This window comes from Micromonospora cathayae, from assembly GCF_028993575.1.
Classification (GTDB): domain Bacteria; phylum Actinomycetota; class Actinomycetes; order Mycobacteriales; family Micromonosporaceae; genus Micromonospora; species Micromonospora cathayae.
Genome location: NZ_CP118615.1, coordinates 3,100,578 through 3,120,149 on the forward strand (window position 1 = coordinate 3,100,578; position 19,572 = coordinate 3,120,149).

19 protein-coding genes are annotated in these 19,572 nt (G+C 73.3%); 15 read left to right on the forward strand and 4 right to left on the reverse strand.

The features are described 5' to 3' along the window. Window positions 1-87: 87 nt before the first annotated feature. The 4 genes from PVK37_RS14355 (at window position 88) to PVK37_RS14370 (ending at window position 7,510) form a co-directional block, all read left to right on the forward strand. Entirely contained in the window at window positions 88-1,452 is a 1,365-nt protein-coding gene (locus PVK37_RS14355; RefSeq protein WP_275034479.1) for a glutamine synthetase family protein, read from the forward strand. Window positions 1,453-1,534: 82 nt separating this feature from the next. Next, window positions 1,535-2,890, forward strand: a complete 1,356-nt coding sequence (locus PVK37_RS14360) for an aldehyde dehydrogenase family protein (RefSeq protein WP_275035111.1) — start codon at window positions 1,535-1,537, stop codon at window positions 2,888-2,890. Window positions 2,891-2,892: 2 nt separating this feature from the next. Next, complete coding sequence (locus PVK37_RS14365; protein WP_275034481.1) at window positions 2,893-3,660, forward strand: 3-oxoacyl-ACP reductase; 768 nt, start codon at window positions 2,893-2,895, stop codon at window positions 3,658-3,660. Window positions 3,661-3,832: 172 nt separating this feature from the next. Then, window positions 3,833-7,510, forward strand: a complete 3,678-nt coding sequence (locus PVK37_RS14370) for a SpoIIE family protein phosphatase (protein WP_275034483.1) — start codon at window positions 3,833-3,835, stop codon at window positions 7,508-7,510. 41 nt (window positions 7,511-7,551) lie between these two features. Here the strand turns inward: PVK37_RS14370 and PVK37_RS14375 are convergent, their stop codons facing one another. Further along, entirely contained in the window at window positions 7,552-7,866 is a 315-nt protein-coding gene (locus PVK37_RS14375) for an STAS domain-containing protein (protein WP_275034484.1), read from the reverse strand. A 98-nt stretch (window positions 7,867-7,964) separates the two neighbouring features. Between PVK37_RS14375 and map the strand changes: the two genes are divergently transcribed. After that, complete coding sequence (map, locus tag PVK37_RS14380) at window positions 7,965-8,822, forward strand: type I methionyl aminopeptidase (RefSeq protein WP_275034485.1); 858 nt, start codon at window positions 7,965-7,967, stop codon at window positions 8,820-8,822. Next, entirely contained in the window at window positions 8,819-9,535 is a 717-nt protein-coding gene (locus tag PVK37_RS14385) for a VIT1/CCC1 transporter family protein (RefSeq protein ID WP_275034486.1), read from the forward strand. Before map ends, PVK37_RS14385 begins: the two co-directional genes overlap by 4 nt. Window positions 9,536-9,649: 114 nt before the next feature. Here the strand turns inward: PVK37_RS14385 and PVK37_RS14390 are convergent, their stop codons facing one another. The 3 genes from PVK37_RS14390 to PVK37_RS14400 all read right to left on the reverse strand — a co-directional run bounded on the left by PVK37_RS14390 (window position 9,650) and on the right by PVK37_RS14400 (window position 11,255). Further along, window positions 9,650-10,144: a nitroreductase family deazaflavin-dependent oxidoreductase gene (locus PVK37_RS14390; protein ID WP_275034487.1), complete on the reverse strand. Its 495-nt coding sequence runs from the start codon at window positions 10,142-10,144 to the stop codon at window positions 9,650-9,652. Between the two features lie 230 nt (window positions 10,145-10,374). Beyond that, window positions 10,375-10,809, reverse strand: a complete 435-nt coding sequence (locus tag PVK37_RS14395) for a ferritin-like domain-containing protein (protein ID WP_275034489.1) — start codon at window positions 10,807-10,809, stop codon at window positions 10,375-10,377. After that, on the reverse strand, window positions 10,806-11,255 hold the full coding sequence (locus PVK37_RS14400) for a hypothetical protein (RefSeq protein WP_275034490.1): 450 nt from the start codon (window positions 11,253-11,255) through the stop codon (window positions 10,806-10,808). Before PVK37_RS14400 ends, PVK37_RS14395 begins: the two co-directional genes overlap by 4 nt. Window positions 11,256-11,487: 232 nt before the next feature. Between PVK37_RS14400 and rimP the strand changes: the two genes are divergently transcribed. From rimP to PVK37_RS14445, 9 genes are all read left to right on the forward strand, one after another. After that, the gene (gene rimP / locus PVK37_RS14405) at window positions 11,488-12,159 is read left to right on the forward strand and encodes a ribosome maturation factor RimP (protein WP_275034492.1); all 672 of its coding nucleotides are present in this window, start codon (window positions 11,488-11,490) and stop codon (window positions 12,157-12,159) included. Further along, window positions 12,156-13,199: a transcription termination factor NusA gene (gene nusA, locus PVK37_RS14410; protein WP_275034493.1), complete on the forward strand. Its 1,044-nt coding sequence runs from the start codon at window positions 12,156-12,158 to the stop codon at window positions 13,197-13,199. Before rimP ends, nusA begins: the two co-directional genes overlap by 4 nt. A 15-nt stretch (window positions 13,200-13,214) precedes the next feature. After that, window positions 13,215-13,547 (forward strand): YlxR family protein, encoded by a 333-nt coding sequence (locus tag PVK37_RS14415; RefSeq protein WP_275034494.1) that lies wholly within the window; start codon window positions 13,215-13,217, stop codon window positions 13,545-13,547. Between the two features lie 93 nt (window positions 13,548-13,640). Further along, window positions 13,641-16,640, forward strand: a complete 3,000-nt coding sequence (gene infB, locus PVK37_RS14420) for a translation initiation factor IF-2 (protein WP_275034496.1) — start codon at window positions 13,641-13,643, stop codon at window positions 16,638-16,640. Window positions 16,641-16,729: 89 nt separating this feature from the next. Next, on the forward strand, window positions 16,730-17,023 hold the full coding sequence (locus tag PVK37_RS14425; RefSeq protein WP_275034497.1) for a DUF503 domain-containing protein: 294 nt from the start codon (window positions 16,730-16,732) through the stop codon (window positions 17,021-17,023). Window positions 17,024-17,143: 120 nt separating this feature from the next. Further along, window positions 17,144-17,635, forward strand: a complete 492-nt coding sequence (rbfA, locus tag PVK37_RS14430; protein ID WP_275034498.1) for a 30S ribosome-binding factor RbfA — start codon at window positions 17,144-17,146, stop codon at window positions 17,633-17,635. Between the two features lie 185 nt (window positions 17,636-17,820). Then, complete coding sequence (locus tag PVK37_RS14435; protein WP_423791080.1) at window positions 17,821-18,852, forward strand: DHH family phosphoesterase; 1,032 nt, start codon at window positions 17,821-17,823, stop codon at window positions 18,850-18,852. A gap of 54 nt (window positions 18,853-18,906) precedes the next feature. Beyond that, a complete protein-coding gene (locus PVK37_RS14440) occupies window positions 18,907-19,314 on the forward strand; it encodes a hypothetical protein (RefSeq protein WP_275034499.1) in 408 nt (135 codons plus the stop codon). Next, window positions 19,314-19,523 (forward strand): DUF6186 family protein, encoded by a 210-nt coding sequence (locus PVK37_RS14445; RefSeq protein WP_275035113.1) that lies wholly within the window; start codon window positions 19,314-19,316, stop codon window positions 19,521-19,523. Before PVK37_RS14440 ends, PVK37_RS14445 begins: the two co-directional genes overlap by 1 nt. Window positions 19,524-19,572: the final 49 nt, after the last annotated feature.

The following is a 19,572-nucleotide window of genomic DNA, read 5'->3' on the forward strand; positions in this document are numbered from 1 at the left end:
GCCGGTCCACGTTTCGGCACCCCACGGACGCGGGCATTGACGGTGATCCGGTCCGGCCGGTAGACCCTTGGTGATGGAGGCCCAGCCATGAGGACAGCGCCGTTCCCGCTCGACGAGTTGCGTACGGCCGTCGCGGCCGGTGAGATCGACACCGTGGTCCTGGCGTTGACCGACATGCAGGGGCGGCTCCAGGGCAAACGGTTCCACGCCCCGTACTTCCTCGACCAGGTCGCCGAGCACGGCAGCGAGGGCTGCGACTACCTGCTCGCGGTGGACGTCGAGATGAACACCGTCGACGGGTACGCCATGTCGAGCTGGGAACGCGGCTACGGCGACATCGCGATGGTGCCCGACCTGGCGACCCTGCGCCGTACCCCGTGGCAGCCGGGCAGCGCGCTGCTCCTGGCCGACCTGGCCTGGCCGGACGGGTCGGGCCCGGTGGTCGCCTCGCCCCGGCAGATCCTGCGCCACCAGCTCGACCGGCTGGCCGGGCACGGACTGACCGGGTACGCCGGCACCGAGCTGGAGTTCGTCCTCTACCGCGACTCGTACGAGGACGCCTGGCGGCGCGGCTACCGCGACCTGACCCCGGCCAACCAGTACAACGTCGACTACTCGCTGCTGGGCACCGCCCGGGTGGAGCCGCTGCTGCGGCGGATCCGGACCGAGATGGCCGGGGCGGGCCTGGTGCCGGAGAGCGCCAAGGGCGAGTGCAACCTGGGCCAGCACGAGATCGCGTTCCGCTACGACGAGGCGCTGGCCTGCGCCGACCATCACGTGATCTACAAGAACGGGGCGAAGGAGATCGCCGCCCAGGAGGGCATGTCGATCACCTTCATGGCCAAGCCGAACGCCCGGGAGGGCAACTCCTGTCACATCCACTTCTCGCTGCGCGACACCGACGGCCGGTCGGCGCTGCTCGGTGACGGCCCGGGTCACCTGAGCGGGCTGGGGCAGCGGGTGCTGGCCGGCATGCTCGCCACCATGCGCGAGTTCAGCCTGCTGTTCGCGCCGAACGTCAACTCGTACAAGCGGTACCAGCCGGGCTCGTTCGCGCCGACCGCGTTGCGCTGGGGCACCGACAACCGCACCTGCGCGCTGCGGCTGGCCGGGCACGGCCAGGGGATGCGGGTGGAGAACCGGGTGCCCGGCGGGGACGTCAACCCGTACCTGGCGATCGCCGGCCTGGTCGCCGGGGCGCTGCACGGCATCGAGAACGACCTGCCGCTGGAGCCGGAGTGCACCGGCAACGCGTACGACGATCCGGACGCCGGACGCGTACCCGGGACGCTGCGCGACGCCCTGACGCTGTGGGAGGCTTCCCCGGTGGCCCGGGCGGCGTTCGGCGACGAGGTGGTCGCGCACTACGCCAACCAGGCCCGGGTGGAACTGGCCGCGTTCGACGCCGCGGTCACCGACTGGGAGCTGGTCCGTGGCTTCGAACGACTCTGAGCACCCGCCGACGACCGGGACGCTCCCGCAGAGCGGAGGCGATCCGGTGACGCGGGAAGATCCGGTGACCGAGGACGACCCGGTGACCGAGGTGGTGAACCCGGCGACCGGGCTGGTGGTGGCGACCGTACCGGCCACCACCCTGACCGGCACCGACGCCGCGATCGAGCGGGCGGCGGCGGCCTTCCCGCGCTGGCGGGCGGTGGCCCCGGCGGACCGGGCCCGGCTGCTGCGCCGGTTCGCCGCCGAGGTCGACGCGCACCGCGACGAGCTGGCCGAGCTGGAGGTCCGCAACGCCGGCCACACCATCGGCAACGCCCGCTGGGAGGCCGGCAACGTCCGGGACGTGCTCGACTACTACGCGGGCGCGCCGGAACGGCTCACCGGCGCGCAGATCCCGGTGCCGGGCGGGCTGGACGTCACGTTCCACGAGCCGCTCGGCGTGGTCGGGGTGATCGTGCCGTGGAACTTCCCGATGCCGATCGCCGCCTGGGGGTTCGCGCCGGCCCTGGCCGCCGGGAACACCGTACTGGTCAAACCGGCCGAGGTGACCCCGCTGACCGCGCTGCGCCTGGCCGAGCTGGCCCGCGACGCCGGCATCCCCGAGGACGTGTTCACCGTGCTGCCCGGCGCGGGACCGGTGGTGGGGGAGCGGTTCGTCACCCACCCGGCGGTCCGCAAGGTCTGCTTCACCGGCTCCACCGAGGTCGGCACCCGGATCATGGCCGGCTGCGCCGAGCAGGTGAAACGGGTCACCCTGGAGCTGGGCGGCAAGAGCGCCAACCTCGTGTTCGCCGACGCCGACCTGGAGCGGGCGGCGGCCACCGCCCCGTACGCGGTCTTCGACAACGCCGGCCAGGACTGCTGCGCCCGGTCCCGGATCCTCGTCCAGCGGCCGGTGTACGACCGCTTCCTGGAACTGCTCGAACCGGCCGTCCGGGCCGTCCGGGTGGAGGACCCGGCCCTGGAGACCGCCGAGATGGGTCCGCTGATCTCCGCCGGGCACCGGGAGCGGGTCGCGTCGTACGTCGACGGCGCGCGGGTCGCCTTCACCGGCACCTGCCCCGAGGGCCCCGGCTTCTGGTACGCCCCGACGGTGCTGCTGGCCGACGCCCCCACCGACCGGCACTGGCGGGCGGAGATCTTCGGGCCGGTGGTGTCGGTGCTGCCGTTCGACGACGAGGCCGACGCGGTCCGCCTCGCCAACGACACCGAGTACGGCCTCTCCGGCTCGATCTGGACCCGGGACGTGGGCCGGGCGGTCCGGGTGGCCCGCGCGGTCGAGGCCGGTAACCTCAGCGTCAACTCGCACTCGTCGGTGCGCTACTGGACCCCGTTCGGCGGGATGAAACGCTCCGGGCTGGGCCGTGAGCTGGGCCCGGACGCGCTGCACGCCTTCACCGACGTCAAGAACGTCTTCATCGGCACCGAGGAGTGAGCGTGCAGGGACGGTTGCGGGACCGGGTCGCGGTGGTGACCGGGGCGGGCAGCGGTATCGGATTGGCGACCGTCCGGCGGTTCGCCGCCGAGGGGGCCCGGGTGGTCTGCGTGGACATCGACACCGAGGCCGGCGGGCGGGCCGCCGAGGAGGTCGGCGGGGAGTTCGTGGCCGCCGACGTGGCCGACGAGACGGCGGTCCGGGAGCTGTTCGACGGGGTGGCCGACCGGTACGGCCGGGTCGACGTGGCGTTCAACAACGCCGGCATCTCCCCGCCCGAGGACGACTCGATCCTGACCACCGGTCTGGACGCCTGGGAACGGGTGCTCCGGGTCAACACCACAAGCGTCTACCTGTGCTGCAAGTACGTGATCCCGCACATGCGCCGGCAGGGCAAGGGGTCGATCGTCAACACCGCGTCGTTCGTGGCGCTGATGGGGGCGGCCACCTCGCAGATCGCGTACACCGCCAGCAAGGGCGGGGTGCTGGCGCTGACCCGGGAACTCGGCGTGCAGTTCGCCCGGGAGGGCGTCCGGGTCAACGCGCTCTGCCCCGGCCCGGTCGCCACCCCGCTGCTGCGGGAACTGTTCGCCGCCGACCCGGAGCGGGCCGCCCGCCGCCTGGTGCACGTGCCGATGGGCCGGTTCGGCGAACCCGAGGAGATCGCCGCCGCGGTGGCCTTCCTGGCCAGCGACGACTCGTCGTTCATGACCGCCGCGCAGTTCGTGGTGGACGGCGGCATCACCGGCGCGTACGTCACCCCGCTGTAGGCGTAGGGTCCGGTGTCGGCGGGTTGCCGCCGGGTCACGCCACGATGAGGCGCAGGTAACCAGCGCCCCTCGGCGTGGATGCGTTACGTTGCTGGCTCGGCTGGGTACAAGGCGGATCACGGGCGGGCGGATCATCACGGGCGCTGAGGTAAGGCCGGAGCGGGGAGGCAACATGAGCTCGGCCCAGGGGGGCGGCGGAGACGGGTGGGGCGGCCCATCCGTCGGCACCGTCAACGGCGGCCCGGCTCCGCTGCTGGCGGCCGCCCTGGCCGCCGGGGGCGAGATGGGCACCCGGATCCGGGACTTCGACTGGACGACCACCCCGCTCGGCAACCCGGACCACTGGTCGACGGCGCTGACCGGGGCGGTGGCCATGATGCTCTCCTCCAAGGCCCAGATCGTGATGTTCTGGGGTGACGACCACCTCGCCTTCTACAACGACTCCTACCAGCCGACCATCGGCGCCAAGCACCCGCAGGCGCTCGGCGCGCCGGCCCGGGACAACTGGGTGGAGACCTGGGCCGACCTGGGGCCGCTGCTGGACGGGGTACGCGGCACCGGTGAGGCGTACCGGGCCGAGGACCGGCCCTTCCTGCTCGACCGGCAGGGCTTCGTGGAGGAGGTCTACTTCGACGTCTCCTACGACCCGGTCCGGGTGGAGGACGGTTCGATCGGCGGCGTCTTCTGCATCGTCAACGAGACCACCGGCCGGGTGCTCGGCGAGCGGCGGCTCCGGGCGCTGGCCGAGTTGGGTGCCCGGCTCGCCGAGGTGGACAGCAGCGCCGACCTGGGCCGGGTCACCGCGCAGGTGCTCGACGCGCACCGCGCCGACGTCCCGTTCGGGCTGCTCTACCTGGCCGACGACACCGGCCGGCCCACCCTGGTCGGCTGCAGCGGCGCCGACCCCGACCGGCTGGTCCCGCCGGCCGACCTGCCGGACGCGGTCCGCCGGGTGATCGAGGGCGGACCGGCCGACAGCGTGGCCCTGGCCGACCTCGGCGTGGCGGCCCCGGTCGACGCGGCCGGGCAGGCGCTGGTGCTGCCGGTCTCCGCCACCAACGAACCGGTCGGCGCGCTCGTCCTCGGCGTCGCCGCCCGGCACCCGCTCACCGAGGAGTACCGCACCTTCCTGGACCTGGTCGCCGCGCAGGTGTCCCGCGCGCTGGCCCGGCAGCGGGCGTACGAGCAGGAACGCGCCCGCGCCGCCGAGCTGGCCGCGCTCGACCGGGCCAAGACCAACTTCTTCGCCAACGTCAGCCACGAGTTCCGTACCCCGCTGACCCTGGTGCTCGGCCCGCTGGAGGACATGCTGGCCGACCCGGAGCTGCCGGCCGGTTACACCCAGCGGCTCACCATGATGCACCGCAACGCGCTGCGCCTGCTCAAGCTGGTCAACACGGTGCTGGACTTCTCCCGGCTGGAGTCCGGCCGGCTCGCCGCCCACTACCAGCCCACCGACCTGTCCGACTACACCGCCCGGCTGGCCAGCACGTTCCGCTCCGCCACCGACCGGGCCGGGCTGCGGCTGACCGTGGACTGCCCGCCGCTGCCCGCGCCGATCTTCGTGGACCGCGACATGTGGGAGAAGATCGTCCTCAACCTGGTCTCCAACGCGGTGAAGTTCACCTTCGACGGGGAGATCCGGGTCCGGGTCCGGGCGATCTCCGGCGGCGCGCGGCTGGAGGTGACCGACACCGGCGTCGGTATCGCCGACCAGGAACTGCCGCACGTCTTCGAACGGTTCCACCGCGTCCCCGGGGTGCGCTCACGTACCCACGAGGGCACCGGCATCGGGTTGGCGCTGGTCCGCGAGCTGGCCGACATGCACGGCGGCGAGGTCGGCGTGACCAGCCGGGTCGGCGAGGGCAGCACGTTCACCGTCACCGTGCCGTTCGGCACCGGGCACCTGCCGGCGGACCGGGTGGCCGCCGGGGGGCCGGTCCCGCTCACCGAACCCGAGCAGGCCCGGCTCTACGTCGCCGAGACCGCGTTCTGGGCCGGTGACGACGCCACGGTCCCCGCGGCGGCCCGGCCGGAAGGACCCCGGTCGGGGCGGATCCTGATCGCCGACGACAACGCCGACCTGCGGGAACACGTCACCCGGCTGCTCGCCCCGTACTGGGAGGTGGTCGCCGTGCCGGACGGCGTCGCCGCCCTCGTCGCGGTCGCCGAGCACCCGTTCGACCTGGTGCTGACCGACGTGATGATGCCGAGGCTGGACGGGTTCGGCCTGGTCAGCGCGCTCCGCGCCAACGTGCGGACCCGGCACGTGCCGATCGTGCTGCTCTCCGCCCGCGCCGGTTCGGCCGAGGCGGTCGCCGGGCTCTCCGTCGGTGCCGACGACTACCTGACCAAGCCGTTCTCCGGTCAGGAACTGATCGCCCGGGTCCGGGCCAACGTCGAGCTGGGTCAGCTGCGCGGGCAGATCATCCGGCAGTTGCGCTCACTGGCCGACGCCGCCGTCGCGGTCAACACCGCCCGGTCCACCGCCGACGTGCTCTCGGTCGCCGCCCGGCACGCGCTCACCCTGGTCGAGGCGGCGCGGGTGGTGGTCACCGCGTCCGGGGCCCGGTACGAAGCGGACGGCGGCGGCGACTCGGCGGGCGACCCGTCCACCGTCCTGCCGCTGACCGGCACCACCGGTGAACACCTCGGTGAACTGCGGATCTGGTGCCGGGAGGGCAGCCGCGCCGACGCCGAGCAGACCGCGCTGTCCGAACTGGCCCGGCTGGTCGGGGTGCGGCTGGAGAACGCCCAGCTCTACGAGGCCGAGCACCGCATCGCCACCACCCTCCAGCACAGCCTGCTGCCGCGCTCCCTGCCGCAGCTGCCCGGCGCGGTGGTGGCGAGCCGGTACCTTCCGGGCAGCGCCGACGTCGAGGTGGGCGGCGACTGGTACGACGCGATCGGCCTGGCCGACGACGAGTTGGTGCTGGTCATCGGGGACGTGGTGGGCAAGGGCGTGCCCGCCGCCGCGGCCATGGGTCAGCTCCGCAACGCGCTGCGGGCGTACGTGATGGAGGGGTTCGACCCGGGCGAGTCGCTGACCCGGCTGAACCGGTTGGTCGGCTCGGTCGAGCGACGCTCGTTCGCCACTGTCGTCTGCCTCTGCTTCAATCCCCGCACCGGGCGGTTGCGGTACGCCAGCGCCGGTCATCCGTCCCCGCTCCTGATCCGAGGAGGCGACGTGGCATTCCTGCACGACCGGGCCCTGGGCCCGCCGGTCGGCGCCATCCCCGGCACGTCGTACCGGACCGAGACCGAGACCCTCGCGCCGGGCAACCGGCTGCTGCTCTACACCGACGGGCTGATCGAGGACCGGAGCCTCGGTATCGACGTCGGCCTGGACCAGCTCCGGGCGGACGCGGCGGCCGCCGGCGGACACGTCGCGGACCTCGTCGACGCCGTCGTCGGGCGGGTGGTGGAGCGGCCCCGGCGCGACGACGTGGCGGTGCTCGCGCTGGAGGCGGCCGAGTTGGACCGGTTCACGCTGCGGCTGCCCGCCGACCCGACCCGGTTGAGCGTGCTGCGCAAGCGGCTGGAGGACTTCCTCGTCGCGCACTCCGTCGGTGAGACGGACCTGTTCGACCTGACGGTGGCGGTCTCCGAGGCGGCGGCGAACGCGATCGAGCATCCGGTCACGCCGACCGAGCCGGTGATCGACGTCGAGGTCACCATCGAGGACCGGACCGTGGTCGCCTCCGTCCGGGACAGCGGCCAGTGGCGGGAGTCGACCGGGGCCGGGTTCCGGGGGCGGGGCCTGTCCCTGATCCGGGCCCTCGGGGAGTTGACCGTCAGCCGGACCGCGACCGGGACGGTAGTGACGTTGCGCCGCCGGCTGGCGGACTGAGGCCGCGCCCGGGACGGACCCGAGCCCCCGTCGGGGACGATTCAGTCCGCTGCGAGCCAGTCCTGGTCGCCGAGGCCGGAGATGTCCAGCACCCGACGGACCTGCCGGGACGGCAGGACGGTCAGCGCGGCCGGGAAACGCTCGGCGAGCTGCAGGACGGCGTGCACGGCGGCGGAGTCGAAGAAGGTGACGGCGCGCAGGTCCAACGTGAGCCGGCGGGCCGGCTCCCGCAGCGCGGTCTGCCGCATCGTGTCGGCGGTCGCCATGTCGACCTCGCCGCGTACCACGACCCGGAGGTGATCCCCGTCGACCTCGGCGCTGGCAGCGAAGACGGGCGCGGGTCCCCCTTGATCCACGGTCACACCTTGGCACAGCGCACCGGCGGCGGCAACCACCGGACGGTGGGCGCACCCGGCCCTGCGGGGGCCGCCCGGTCCGGCGATAGGCTTGACGGATGACCGTCCGTGCGCCGTTGACCCCAGGCACGCTCTCTCCGTGGCGACCGGTGCCGTCGCACATCCGTCGACCGGAGTACGTGGGCAAGAAGCGCCCCCAGGAGTGGCGTGGCTCGCACGTCCAGACCCCGGAGACCATCGAGCGGATGCGGGTCGCCGGGCGGATCGCCGCCCAGGCCGTGCAGCTCGCCGGTGAGCACTGCAAGCCCGGGGTGACCACCGACGAGATCGACCGGGTGGTCCACGAGTTCCTGGTCGACCAGGGCGCGTACCCGTCGACGCTGGGCTACCGGGGCTTCCCCAAGTCCTGCTGCACCAGCCTGAACGAGGTGATCTGCCACGGCATCCCGGACTCCACCGTGCTGGCCGACGGCGACATCATCAACGTCGACGTCACCGCGTACGTCGGCGGGGTGCACGGGGACACCGACGCCACCTTCTGCGTGGGTGAGGTCAGCGAGGAGGCCCGGCTGCTGGTCGAGCGGACCCACGAGGCGATGATGCGCGGCATCCGCGCGGTCGCCCCGGGCCGCCAGATCAACGTGATCGGCCGGGTCATCGAGTCGTACGCCAAGCGCTTCGGGTACGGCGTGGTCCGCGACTTCACCGGGCACGGCATCGGTGAGGCCTTCCACAGCGGCCTGTACGTGCCGCACTACGACAGCCCCCGGCCCACCGACGTGATGGAGCCCGGGATGACGTTCACCATCGAGCCGATGATCACCCTGGGCACCCACCAGTACGACATGTGGGACGACGGCTGGACGGTGGTCACCAAGGACCGGAAGTGGACAGCCCAGTTCGAGCACACGGTCCTGGTCACCGAGACCGGTCACGAGATCCTCACCCTGCCGTGAGCGACACCCCGGCGGCGCTGCGCGAGGCGCACCACGCGGACGTGTCCGGCGGCTGGCTGCGGCCGGCCGTCTTCGGCGCGATGGACGGCCTGGTCACCAACATCGCCCTGATCGCGGGCGTCGGCGGGGGCGGGGTCTCGGCCCGCGCCATCGTGCTCACCGGCACCGCCGGTCTGGTCGCCGGGGCGATCTCGATGGGCCTGGGCGAGTACACCAGCGTCAAGTCGGCCAACGAGCAGGTCGCCGCCGAGGTCGCCAAGGAACGCCGGGAGCTGGAACGCCATCCCGAGGCGGAGGCCCGGGAACTCGCCGACGCCTGGGTGGCCCGGGGCCTGCCCCGGGACCTCGCCATGCAGGTCGCCGAGGCGGTCCGACGCGACCCGGAGGAGGCGCTGCGGGTGCACGTCCGGGAGGAGTTGGGCGTCGACCCGGACGACCAGCCCAGCCCCTGGACGGCCGCGTTCTCGTCGTTCGTCTTCTTCTCGATCGGCGCGGTGATCCCGCTGCTGTCGTACCTGGTCGGCTTCACCAGTCTGTGGCTGGCCCTGGCGGCCGGCGGGGCCGGGCTGTTCGCCGCCGGGGCGATCGTCGCGCGGTTCACCAAGCGGTCCTGGCTGCTCGGTGGGTTGCGGCAGTTGCTCCTGGGCGCGGCGGCGGCCGCCGCGACCTACCTCATCGGCGCCCTGATCGGCGTCCAGGGCGGCCTGGGCTGACCCCGCGCCCCGGCGGCCCCGCGCGCTTGGCGACCCCGGCGGGACCGTGCGCGCCCCTGGGCTCCCGCCACCCATGCCCGCGCATGACGGGCCCGTGCGCAGGGCGGGGACCGTTCAGCCGCCGGGGTGGCTTCCGTCCGACGCGTCGGTCGGGACGAGTCGGAAGACCCGGATCTCCCGCCCGCCGGCCCGTTCCAGGTAGGTCTGGTACGCCGGCCACTCGGTGACCAGGAGCCGCCACAGCCGGTCCCGTTCCGCGCCGGTGGCCAGTTCGGCCCGGACCGGCACCCGGCGACCCTTGACGGCCACCTCGGCGCGCGGCTCGGCGATCAGGTTCAGCGCCCAGGACGGCTGGTGCTGCTGTCCCCAGTTCGACCCGACCACCACGTACCCGTCGCCGTCGGGCACGTAGAGCAGCGGGTTGCTGCGGGGTTTGCCGGAGCGGCGTCCGGTGGTGGTGATCACCAGGGACGGCACCAGCCCGAGCGCGACCACCCGGCCCTTGGTGACCCGGCCGACCAGCCGGTCGGCGGGGACCAGCAGCCGGGCGGCGGCACCGAACCAGCGGTGGTGGCCCAGCCGCCGGGTCAGGTTTCCCAGAACGGACATCCGCCCAGTGTGCCGCCTTTGGCTCACGGAAGGGACCCCGGTGTCAGGGAACGGCCACCGCGGCGGCCCGTCCACGTGCCGACCGCCTCGACCACCCCCGCGCCGCAGGACCCGCCGCGTCGGTCAGCTCCGCGCCGCGGGCCCGCCGCGTCGGTCAGGTCCGCGCGACGGCGGCGGCCCACCCGGGACGGATCCCTGCTGGTGCGGGCCCGCGTCGCCGGCGGCGTCGGTCAGGTCCGGCCGGGGAACGGGACGGTCAGCGGGGTGCGCCGGGCGGTGCGCCGCCAGCGGGTGGCCCGGACCGCGCAGTCGGTCAGCGCGGCCAGCGCCCGGGCCCGTTCCGCGCCGGTGGTGGCGGCCAGCGCCGCCCGCCAGTACCCGGCGGTGCGTTCCTCCACCTCGACCGCGAGCCGCAGCGCGCTCTCCTCGTCGGTGACCGGGTACGGCAGCGCGTACCCGGCGAGGTCGGCGGGGACGGTGCCGCCGCCGCTGCTCAGCCGCAGCACCAGCTCGTCCCGGCGACCCCGGTGGGCGGCCTCGGCCTCCCGCGCGGCCTTGCGGGCGGCGTCGCCCAGTCGTACCCCGATCGGCCCGTACGCGAAGATCGCCGCGTACTCGGCGGTCAGTGCCGCGCCGAGCGCCTCCTCGACGGTCGGTGCCCTCATCGCAGGGCCTCCACGTGGGTGGCGCGGGCCGCCGCGATCGACCCGACCAGGGCGGCCCGGTCGGCGGGTGCGTCGGCGCAGCGGGTGGCCGCCTCGGCCCGTCCCCGCTCCTCGGCTTCCCGCAGCGTGGTGAGCACCGTGCCGGTGTCCCCGGTGGGTGGGTCGGCCGGCGCGCTCGGCGAGGCGGACGGCAGGGGCGTACCGATCGTCGCGGCCAGCTCGGCGGCGTGCGCCTGGTGCGCCTCGGCGATCGGGGTGAGCCGAGCCGCCAGCGCGGGGTCGGCGGCGATCGCGGCCCGGTGCCGGGCGGCGAGGTCGAGCGCGCCGTCGACCAGCGACTGCAGCGGGTCCGGCGGCGGTGGGGGGTCGTTGCGGCCCAGCAGGCCGCAGCCGGTCACCGGGGCGGTGGCTGCGCCGAGGGCCAGGAGTGTTCCGGTACGGAGCACCTTTCGCCGGGAATGTCCGGAGGTTTCGCCACGCTGTGTTGTTCTGCCGATCGCCACCGGACAAGTCAACACCATCGGCTACCGTTCGCGGGCAACGACGTCGGTGCGCCGCCCGGTCGCTTCGGCGGCAGGCGCGTTACGCTCTGCGCAGCCACCGGGGGCGAACCGCTCCGGTGGCGTGCCGCCGTGGTCGCCCGTCCGGGCACCGTCGACACCGAGAGGGGTGCGCCAGATGACGCAGCGTGGCCGTGCCACCAGGTCGACGGGGAGACCCCGCGCCAGCACCGCCCCGCGCGAGGACCTGGCCGCCCGCCGGTCCCGGCTGCGGGCCGTGATCGAGCCCGTGGTCACCGCCGCCGGGTACGACCTGGAGGATCTCTCCGTCTCGCGGGCCGGCCGTCGGCACGTGGTACGCGTGATCGTCGACGGTGACCAGGGCATCAACCTGGACGCCGTGGCGGACGTCTCCCGGGTGGTCTCGGTGGCGCTGGACGCCGCCGAGACCACCGACGGCGACCTGGTCGCGGGGGAGTACCAGCTCGAGGTGAGTTCCCCGGGGGTGGACCGCCCGCTCACCCTGCCCCGGCACTGGCGACGCAACGTCGGCCGACTGGTGAAGGTGACCACCCGGGCGGCACTGCCCGGTCAGCGCGCCGGACAGCCGGCGGACCGGCAGGTCACCGGCCGGGTGGTCGGGGCCGACGACGAGCGGGTGGTGCTCGACCTGGACGGCGGGCGCGCGGAGTGGACCTACGCCGAACTCGGCCCCGGCCGGGTGCAGGTCGAGTTCAGCCGCCTCGACGAGATCGACGAGGCGGACGAGTTCGACGGCACCGACCCGGCCGGCGAGGCCGGCGATGACATCGACGATGACGAAGATGATGTGGAGGACGAGGAGAGGTGAACATCGACCTCGCGGCGCTGCGCGCACTGGAGCGCGAGCGGGAGATCCCGTTCGACACGATCCTCGCGGCGATCGAGACCGCGTTGCTGACCGCGTACCGGCACACCGAGGGCGCCCAGTCGCACGCCCGGGTGGAGATCGACCGCAAGACCGGGCAGGCCCTGGTCTACGCCCAGGAGTTGGACGCCGACGGCACGGTGGTCCGGGAAGTCGACGACACCCCGCACGACTTCGGCCGGATCGCCGCGATGACCGCCAAGCAGGTGATCCTCCAGCGGCTGCGGGAGGCCACCGACGAGGTGCACTTCGGCGAGTACGTGGGCCGGGACGGCGACCTGGTCACCGGCGTGGTGCAGGCGCACGAGGCGCGGGCCGAGAAGGGCATCGTCAGCGTCGACCTGGGCAAGCTGGAGGGGGTGCTGCCGCAGTCCGAGCAGGTGCCCGGCGAGCGGTACGTCCACGGCGAGCGGATCCGGTGCGTGGTGGTGCACGTGACCAAGGGGATGCGCGGCCCGCAGATCACCCTGTCCCGGTCGCACCCGGCCCTGGTGAAGAAGCTGTTCGCCCTCGAGGTTCCGGAGATCGCCGACGGCACCGTGGAGATCAGCGCCATCGCGCGTGAGGCAGGTCACCGTACGAAGATCGCGGTCCGCTCCACCACGCCGGGCGTGAACGCCAAGGGCGCCTGCATCGGCCCGATGGGGCAGCGGGTCCGCGCGGTGATGAGCGAGCTGCACGGTGAGAAGATCGACATCATCGACTGGTCGGACGACCCGGCCACCTTCGTCGGCAACGCGCTGTCGCCGGCCAAGGCGCTCCGGGTCGAGGTGGTCGACCTCTCCACCCGGACGGCCCGGGTCACCGTGCCGGACTTCCAACTGTCGCTGGCGATCGGGCGGGAAGGGCAGAATGCCCGGCTTGCTGCCCGGTTGACCGGTTGGCGGATCGACATCCGCTCCGATGCCGAGCAGTCCGCGCCGGCCGGTCGACGCGGTGCTGATCACGTCCCGGAGCCGGGCGGCGCGATCTCGAGCAGCTAGGGGTAGACTTCTCCAGTGGTACGACGCGCGCAGCCGGAGCGCACCTGTGTGGGCTGCCGGAAACGCGCGCCGGCCAGCGACCTCCTGCGGGTCGTCGCGGTCGGTGACGAGACTGGTCACAGCCTCCGAGCCGATCCGGGCCGCAGGCTGCCGGGCCGGGGAGCGAACCTGCACCCGGATCCGGCCTGCTTCGCGCTGGCAGTGCGGCGTCGCGCCTTCGGGCGCGCGTTGCGTGTCACCGGGGTCCCTGATCACGGTGAGCTGGCGAAGCACGTCGACGCACCAAGCTCTACGTCCGGTCATCCCGACCGGACGGGAGTCGCTAGCAAGGTAGGACGACCGACATGAGCACACGATGAAGTCCCTGAAATGACCAGGCTTCAAGTGCACGAGTGAGGTCGCTGCGGGTGCTGCCCGCACGACCTCGGAGTGAGGAGTGCAGTGGCAGGCAAGGCCCGCGTACACGAGCTGGCAAAAGAGCTCGGGGTCGAGAGTAAGACCGTTCTCGCCAAGCTGAAGGAAATGGGCGAGTTCGTGAAGTCCGCGTCCAGCACGGTCGAGGCGCCCGTCGCCCGACGGCTGCGTGGTGCGTTCGTCGCCGGCAACTCGACACCGTCCGCCCCACCGGCGGCGGCCCCGAGCCCGTCCCCGACGCCCACACCGACCCCGCCGCCGACCCCCGGCGAGCCCCGGATCTCGGCCAAGCCGATGCCGCCCCGGCGGCCGGTGCCAGGTCCGAAGCCGAAGGGGCCGGTCCCCGGCCCGCCGCCCGCGGTGACCCCGGTCGCCAAGCCGGCGAGTGCCCACGACATCGAGGTGGCCGCCGCCGAGGCGCGCGCCGCCCAGCTGAAGGCCGACCAGGAGGCCGCGGTCAAGGCCGCGCAGGCCGCCCGGCAGCAGCAGCGTGAGAACGTCCGCCGGGAGCCCCCGACGGACGGCACCACCCGTCCCGGCCCACGGCCGGGTCCGGGTCCGGGTGCGATCCCGCCCCGTCCGGGTTCGCCGGCAGCCGGTCGTACCGGTGCGCCGGCCCCGGGCCGTCCCGGCCCCGGTGGACGTCCGCCGGCGCGGGGCGCGGGCAACAACCCGTTCGGAATCTCCGGTGGTGGCCAGTCCCGGCCGCCGGCCAGCAGCAGCGGTGGCCCCCGGCCCAGCCCGGCGTCCATGCCGCCGCGGCCCAGCCCGGCCTCGATGCCGCCGCGGCCCAGCCCGGCCTCCATGCCGAGCCAGCGTCCCGGCCGTCCGGGTGGTCCCGGCGCGGGTCGTCCCGGCGGCGGCGGTGGCGCGGGTCGTCCCGGCGGCGGCGGTGGCGGTGGCTTCCGTGGCGGTCCCGGTGGCGGTGGCGGTGGCGGTGGCTTCCGTGGCGGTCCCGGTGGCGGTGGCGGTGGCGGTGGCTTCCGCGGCGGTCCCGGCGGCGGCGCCGGCGGTGCCGGTGCCGGCGGTGGCTTCCGGCCGGGCGCGCCCGCCGGTGGCGGCGGTCGTCCCGGTGGTGGCGGTCGTGGCCGTGGCGGCGGTGCCGCGGGTGCCTTCGGGCGTCCGGGTGGCCGGCCGACCCGTGGCCGCAAGTCCAAGAAGCAGCGCAGACAGGAGTTCGACAACCTGTCGGCCCCGACCATGAGCTCGGGTGCCCCCCGGGGTCAGGGTCAGGTCGTCCGGCTCTCCCGTGGCGCCTCGCTGTCGGACTTCGCCGACAAGATCAACGCCAACCCGGGTTCGCTGGTCCAGGAGATGTTCAACCTGGGCGAGATGGTCACCGCGACCCAGTCCTGCTCCGACGACACCCTCCTGCTGCTGGGTGAGCACCTGGGCTTCAACGTCCAGATCGTCAGCCCGGAGGACGAGGACCGCGAGCTGCTCGCGCAGTTCAACATCGACCTCGACGCCGAGGTCGCGGAGGACCGTCTGGTCAGCCGGGCGCCGGTGGTGACCGTCATGGGTCACGTCGACCACGGTAAGACCAAGCTGCTCGACGCGATCCGTAAGGCGAACGTGGTGGCCGGCGAGGCCGGTGGCATCACCCAGCACATCGGCGCGTACCAGGTCCACGTCCCGCACGATGGCGAGGACCGGGCGGTGACCTTCATCGACACCCCGGGTCACGAGGCGTTCACCGCCATGCGTGCCCGTGGTGCCCAGGTCACCGACATCGTGGTGCTGGTGGTCGCGGCCGACGACGGCGTGATGCCGCAGACGATCGAGGCGCTCAACCACGCCAAGGCGGCCGAGGTGCCGATCGTGGTCGCGGTCAACAAGGTCGACAAGCCGGAGGCGAACCCGGACAAGGTCCGCCAGCAGCTCACCGAGTACGGCCTGGTCGCCGAGGAGTACGGCGGCGACACCATGTTCGTGAACGTGGCGGCCAAGCCCGGCATCGGCATCGACGACCTGCTCGAGGCCGTGCTGCTGACCGCCGACGCGTCGCTGGAGCTGACCGCTCCGATCGACGGGCCGGCGCAGGGTGTGGCGATCGAGGCGCACCTGGACAAGGGCCGTGGTGCGGTCGCGACGGTGCTGGTGCAGAAGGGCACCCTGCGGGCGGGCGACTCGATCGTCGCCGGTGGGGCGCACGGCCGGGTCCGGGCGATGCTCGACGAGAACGGCAACCAGGTCGCCGAGGCCGGTCCGGCCCGTCCGGTCCTGGTGCTCGGTCTGACCGCGGTGCCGGGTGCGGGTGACACCTTCCTGGCCGCCGAGGACGACCGGACCGTGCGGCAGATCGCCGAGCAGCGGCAGGCGCGGCGGCGGGCGGCGAGCTTCGCCAACTCCCGTGGCCGGGCCACCCTCGAGACGCTCATGGAGCAGCTCAAGGAGGGCGAGAAGACCTCGCTCAACCTGGTGCTCAAGGGCGACGTCTCCGGTTCCGTGGAGGCCCTCGAGGACGCGCTGTTCAACCTCGACATCCCCGAGGAGGTCCAGCTCAGGATCATCCACCGGGGCGTCGGCGCGATCACCGAGAGCGACGTCATGCTCGCGAGCGCCTCGTCCGAGGCGGTCACGATCATCGGCTTCAACGTGCGGGCCGCCAACAAGGTCCGCGAGATCGCCGACCGCGAGGGCGTGGAGATCCGGTACTACGCCGTGATCTACCAGGCCATCGAGGAGATCGAGGCGGCGCTCAAGGGCCTGCTCAAGCCGGAGTACGAAGAGGTCGAGCTGGGCACCGCGGAGATCCGCGACGTGTTCCGCTCGTCCAAGGTCGGCAACATCTCCGGTTGTATCGTCCGGTCGGGGATCATCCGACGCAACGCCAAGGCGCGGCTGCTGCGCGACGGGGCGGTCGTGGCGGACAATCTCACGATCAGCTCGCTCAAGCGGTTCAAGGACGACGCCACGGAGGTCCGCGAGGGCTTCGAGTGTGGTCTGACTCTGGGCGGTTACAACAACGTCCAGGTCGGCGACATCATCGAGACCTTCGAGATGCGGGAGAAGGTCCGTAGCTGACCCCCGGTGACACCTGATCAAGGGGTTTACGCCCGTGTGGCGTAAACCCCTTGATCATGGGGGGCGGTGGCCGGGTATCGTCCGAGGCGATGTTCACCGGAACCGCGGTCTTCGACCTGCTGCTGCCGGGCGACTCCCGGTCGCTCAAGGCCAAGAGATCATACGTACGGCCGATCGTCGCGGCGTTGCGCCGGTTCGACGTCTCGGCCGCCGAGGTGGGAGCGCTCGACCTGCACGGTCGGGCCGAGATCGCCGTGGCCGTGGTGGCCGCGGAGGCGGCCCATGTCCGGGAGGTGCTCGACTCGTGCGAGCGCCTCGTGGCGGGCCGCCCGGAGGCGGAACTGCTGTCGGTCCGTCGACGTCTCTACGGCGCGGACGACTGAGTCGGTGCCGCGTGACGGCGACGCCGGCGCGGGTACTGTTCGAACTGTTGGCCGGTCCGGTCCGGTGGCGTCCGCGCCGCCCGGCCGGGCCGGAACGTCGATGCCGTGGAGGTGGCGGAGATGACGGATCCGGCCAAGGTACGCCGGCACGCCGAGCGGGTGCGTGAGCTGGTCGCGTCGGTGGTGCGGACCCAGATCAAGGACCCGCGGCTCGGCATGATCACCATCACCGACGCGCGGATCACCGCCGACCTGCGGGACGCCACGGTCTTCTACACCGTGCTCGGTGACGCCGCCGCGCAGGCCGGCACCGCCGCCGCGCTGGAGAGCGCGAAGGGCATGCTGCGCAGCACGGTCGGCAAGGCGCTCGGCCTGCGGCACTCGCCGACCCTGACCTTCGTCCTCGACGACGTCCAGGACCAGGTCAAGCACATCGACGACCTGCTGGCCCAGGCCCGTAACGCCGATGCCGAGGTGCAGCGGCTGGCCGCGAAGGCGGCGTACGCCGGTGACGCCCAGCCGTACCGGCTCGACTCCGACGACGACGAGTCCGACGACACCACCGGCGAGGAGTCCGACGACGTCTCCTCGACGGGTGGGGACCGGCGGTGACCGACGACTCCGGCGGATCATCCGGCCCGCTCGGCTCCGGTGGACCGGGTGGCCCGCTGGACTCCGGCGGGTCGACGGGCGGACGGGGTGGTCCGGGCGGATCCGCCGTCGACCCGTCCGGTTCCGGGGGGTCCGGCGGGCTGCTGGTGGCGGCGACGGAGCGGGACGGTGTACCGACCGGCCCGGTGGCCGTGTCCGGTCCCACCGAGGCCGACTGGGCCGCCGCCGTCGACGCGGTGCGCCGGCTCGCCCCGGACGCCCGGGTGCTGCTGATCTGTCACGTCAACCCGGACGGTGACGCGCTCGGCAGCATGCTCGGCTTCGGGCTGGGGCTGCGCCGGTCCGGTCTGCGTCGGGTGCAGGCGACCTTCCCCGGCCCGCCCGAGGTGCCCGAGCCGTTCCGCGAGCTGCCCGGGTTGGAACTGCTGGTGCCGGCCACCGAGGCGTACCCGGACCCGGATCTGGTGGTCTGTTTCGACGCGGCGAGCGAGTCGCGGCTGGGTGAGCTGGTCGACCGGCTGGACACCGCGCCGGTGGCGGTGGTGCTCGACCACCACGCCTCGAACACCGGCTTCGGTGACGTCCTGCTGGTGCAGCCGGGAGCCGCCGCGACCTCGGTGGTCGCCGAGGAACTGCTCCGCCGGCTCGGAGTGCCGCTGGACGCCGGGATCGCCGAGTGCCTCTACGTCGCGTTGGCGACCGATACCGGCTCGTTCCGGTTCGACGCCACCACGCCCGAGGTGCACCGGTTGGCGGCCCGGCTGCTCGCCACCGGCATCCGGCCCGGGGACATCTCCCGTCGGATCTTCGACACCCGGCCGTTCGGAGCGGTCCGGCTGCACGCCGACGTGCTCGCCCGGACCTGCCTGGAGCCGACGGCGGCCGGCGGCCACGGCTTCGTCTGGACGTACGCGACCCTGGACGACCTGGCCCGGCACGACCAGCAGCCGTGGGTGCTGGAGCCGTTGATCGACTCGGTGCGGTGCACCGCCGAGGCGGACGTGAGCTGCGTGCTGAAGCAGATCGCCGGGGACGCCTGGGCGGTCTCCCTGCGCAGCAAGGGCGCGGTGGACGTCAGTCTGGTCGCGGTGACCCTGGGCGGTGGCGGACACCGGTTCGCGGCGGGTTTCACCGGGCAGGGTACGGCGGCCGAGGTGGCCGGCCGGATTCGTAACACGTTGGACGTGGCCCTCATCAATCGGGATGATCGGGGCTGACTCCGGGGAGTGTCGGCCTTCCCGCGCTCCGTGACGGAAGGGGACAATCGCGGAATGGAGCAGCCCCACGAGATCGCCGCCGAGGCGCCCCGGGTGTGGGACCGTCCAGTGGTGGTCGTGCCCGTGCTGGCCTGCCTGTCCCTGGTGGGCGGCCAGCTACCCTCCTTCTCGACCTCGGCGAACCTCTACACCATCGGCACCGGCGGCGTGCTGGTCTGGCTCGGGCTGAGCCAGCGGGTGCCGCGTCGGCCCGCGCCGGAACGGCTGCGCCGGGGCGCGGTCTGGTGGGTGCTGCCGGTGATGATCTTCGGTGTCTTCGAGGGGGCCACCTTCGTGGCGGCGGCCGGGGACGATTTCCCCACCTTCTCCCGGCTGGCCGACCCGCTGCTGGAGGACGCCCTGGTCCGTTCCGCCGCCTGGTTCGCCTGGCTGGCGGCGTTCTGGGGGCTGGTGCGGCGATGATGCGGACGCTGGCCATCGGTGGCTTTCTGGTCTCGCTGGTGCTCTTCGCCGTGGTCGAGTGGGCGTCCCGCCGGGAGGGGTCGCGGGTGCCGTCCTTCGGTGACGTCTGTGCCTACGTCATGCAGTACCAGGTCGGTTCGGTGCCGGTGGGTCGGATCGGCCTGTTCGGCTTCTGGTGGTGGCTCGGCTGGCACTTCTTCGCCCGCTGAGGCCCGTCCACTTGCTGGGAACAGTGGGCAGCATGTGGAACTTAACGAT